The sequence below is a fragment of the Psychrilyobacter sp. genome, assembly GCF_049671765.1.
Classification (GTDB): domain Bacteria; phylum Fusobacteriota; class Fusobacteriia; order Fusobacteriales; family Fusobacteriaceae; genus Psychrilyobacter.
The window spans coordinates 1-3,413 of record NZ_JBATVM010000119.1 but is presented as its reverse complement, the minus strand read 5'-3'; the positions used below and the strand labels follow the sequence as shown (position 1 = coordinate 3,413).

Genomic DNA, 3,413 nt, shown 5'->3' with positions numbered 1-3,413 from the left:
CCATATTACTTACCACTATAATGTCTCCAATAACTTTAGATTCTTCTACTTCTTTTTCAAAATTAATCTTTTGGATTTTAGATTTATACAAATCATTATATTTTCTATTAACATCAAAAATAGTAAGTTCATTATTTTTGTTTCTTATTTCTTTTAATACATTAAAAAGTTCTTTTGGATCTACTGTAGCATCTTGAATAGATGTGTAAGAGTAGATTGGAGGTAATTCTAACTTTTCCTTTTTAGTAAGTTTTGAAAGATTTTTCCGTGATTCTTTTATGAGGGTATATACTTGCTCTACAGAATTTTTATCAAAAGAGTTATACTTAGCCATTTCATATTGTGGATAGATATCTAACCACATAAATTTATTCAATCCAGGAATCTTACTTATTAAAATATCTAAAAATACATATTTAGCTAAAGGATCTATTCCCATTGCAGGAGAAAGCCAAAATATCCCATCTGGTTTTGGAAGTTCTTTATTCTCATTTATATCGTGAGTGATATATTGCAGAGTAGCAGTCGCTCCTGTAGAGTATCCTAACATATAAAATTTGCTATTTTTTATTCCTTGAATTTTTTCTTTAACTATTTTTGCTCCAAACTTTGCAGTTTTTGAGAAATCTTTCCAATTTAAGTTTAGAAGTTCCCCAGGACAAGTTCCATGGTAAGGATATCTTAAAGCTAATACATAATAACCCTTATTATAGAAAATCTTAGCTATATCTCTCATAGAGTAAGGAGAACCCGTTAACCCATGAAGCATTAAAATCCCTCCCTTTGGATTTTCAGGGATCATTTCAAAAGATAAATTCACGTCTTTTCCCTTGTGGCCATATGGGGAACTTTCTGAGCCTCTAACATATCTATTATAAGACCCACCGTTTTTTATCTCGGCTTCCTTATACTTTTTTTCTAAATATTTTTTTTCGTCTGTTAAATAACTTTCTATATTATCATATTCATCATAATCTAACTCTTTTATCTGGCCTGCTTTATGCCATGACATCAGCTTTGGATTACTTTTTCCATCTAAATACGCTCTTATAACTAGAACTACTATTAAGAAAAGTATTAAGGTTGCCAACATTTTAGCTATCCATTTAATTTTTTTCATATTTGTCCTCCTATTTTTTTTATTTTCTGCCAATATAATTATGAATGTCGCTAAAAATATTAAAGACAGAGTTTTATTCAATTACTTGTATCTACTATTTAGATTTTAACTGTATATTAAATTTTGAAAAATGTTCAAAGTCATTTATGTCGTTTTGATATATTTTTATTTGTAAACTTTTATGACCTGTACTCATTATAAATTGTTTCTGAATTTTATTACTATCTATAGTATTTTTAAAGAATGGCTTTATAATGAGTAAATTAATATAGCCATATGCAAATAAAATTAAAGCGCTTATCCAAATTGTTTTTTTCATATATCCTCCATTTTATTGCATAACTTTAGTAAACTACACATTAAAGGTAAGAAGTAGTTATACTTAGATTGAAATATAGGTCTATAAAATCTATATTTCTTTAGTTGTATCATATATATTCATATATCTATAAATGATAACTCCAGTTTATAACATACGTTATCATAACAAGTGTTATTATAACATAATTTAACTTTTAAAAAAATTAAAAAATATTAACCATTACTTCTTTCATCTTTTATAATTATTATAAAAATGATACCTTTGTAATACAACTTTTGTGTTTTCTACTCAATTAATTCAGAATATAAAAAAGAATAGGGAGTTTTTAATTCTCTCCTAAAAATAATTTTCGTATAAAAAAACACTTGTTTTAATTAATTAATACTTTATTTAGTTTATTAATGTTGTTTTTTTAGGTATTTAGTTGTAAAATTTTAACAAGTGGATTCAAATTATATTTTATTGAGACTCTCTCTCCCAATTTTATATGAATTAGATTTTGATCTAATTCATAATAGAATCCACTTCAAAAAAATCTGTCCTCAACGGATTTTTTTATTTTTAAAAGACTCATCCATTGGTTTGAGTCTTTTTTATTTTTTCATAGTTCTCTAGTTACCTAGATAATTACAATTCATTTGTAGATGTTAAATCAATATTTTTAAAGAAAGTATTTACAACGATACATTTAAATTGAAGGAGATCAACTATAAATTGTAATACTAAACACTGAATAATATATTTGATATAGATAAATATCAAGATAGAATGATATAATTATTATGAAAATATACAAAAAAAATTACGCATAATAAATTTAATGATTTTAAAGTTCTTAAAGAGGAGGAAGTTATGGACAGAGAGATGTTCTATACAAAAAATACCATAGGAATTTCTATATGGGAAAAAGAAAATTTGAATTTAGCTTTAGAATTATGGGGAGACAGTGAAGTAACTAAATTTATAGGAGGTCCTTTTTCTAGTGAAGAAGTAAAGAAAAAGTTAAATGTTGAAATTAAAAGACTTAAAGATAATAATGTTCAATATTATCCTATTTTTGACATAGAGAAAGGTGTATTTATAGGTTCTGGAGGCTTAAGAGAATATTGTTTAGAAAAGGGAATATATGAAATAGGATTTCATTTAAAAAAAGAATTTTGGGGGAAAGGTTATGGAACTAAAGTAGCCAATTTAATAATTGAGTATGCATTTAAAGAAAAAAAAATAAAAACACTCTTTGCTGGGCATAATCCTAATAATATAATTTCATCTAAAGTTTTAGCTAAACTTGGTTTTAAATACACTGGTAAAGAATTCTATAAACCCACCGGTTTACTTCATCCTTCATACATTTTGGAAAAAAACTAGACTAAAACAATACCTACGAAGCACATCATAATCGATGTTTATTAAATATAAAAATTGTGAAATTATAGTATACTTGAAATCCCAAGAAAACAATATCAATATTATGGAGGTAATTAAAAAGAACTGATCTTAGTCTTTTTTAATTTTTTTTCTAGTCACCATTGTGGTACAATTTATGTATAATAAAATTATGGAGGTAAATAATAATGAAAAAAATAATATTAGGTTTCGTTGCTTTATCAGCAATCTCTATGGCCGCTCAAAATGATTCTGAAATGAATTACCAATCTTCTAGAACTATGAAGGGATCTTTCACTAATAGAATCGGTGTTAACTATGCTTCAAAAAGTAATGAAAATTGGGATAATGATTATCGATCAAATTCTGACAATAAAGTTTTTGACGATAGTTTTGGTATTAACTATAAACTTCTTTATAATATTACTAATAGATTTAGATTAGGTGGAGAATTTGCGTACGATAATTCTAAATTTTCTGACTATGTAACTAAAAATACTATTGGTGATGACAACATGGATGCTTTTATGCTTGGTTTTACTACTGAGTATGATTTTTATCAAGCAGATAGTTTAGCACTATATA

Annotated in this window: 4 protein-coding genes; 2 read left to right on the top strand and 2 right to left on the bottom strand. The window is 25.7% G+C overall.

What is annotated here, in order from left to right; genetic code table 11:
- Both WBG30_RS05920 and WBG30_RS05915 read right to left on the bottom strand, forming a co-directional pair.
- Positions 1-1,120, bottom strand: a 1,120-nt coding sequence (locus tag WBG30_RS05920) for an alpha/beta hydrolase (protein ID WP_424503723.1), incomplete at its 3' end; no start/stop codon positions are given.
- 94 nt (positions 1,121-1,214) lie between these two features.
- Positions 1,215-1,439 carry a hypothetical protein gene (locus WBG30_RS05915; protein WP_424503722.1) on the bottom strand — a complete coding sequence of 75 codons (225 nt, stop codon included), beginning with the start codon at positions 1,437-1,439 and terminating at the stop codon, positions 1,215-1,217.
- Positions 1,440-2,294: 855 nt separating this feature from the next.
- Here WBG30_RS05915 and WBG30_RS05910 point away from each other — a divergent pair.
- Positions 2,295-2,810 carry a GNAT family N-acetyltransferase gene (locus WBG30_RS05910; RefSeq protein WP_424503721.1) on the top strand — a complete coding sequence of 172 codons (516 nt, stop codon included), beginning with the start codon at positions 2,295-2,297 and terminating at the stop codon, positions 2,808-2,810.
- A gap of 206 nt (positions 2,811-3,016) precedes the next feature.
- Positions 3,017-3,413 (top strand): hypothetical protein (locus WBG30_RS05905; protein ID WP_424503720.1); only part of this gene is annotated, 397 nt, incomplete at its 3' end.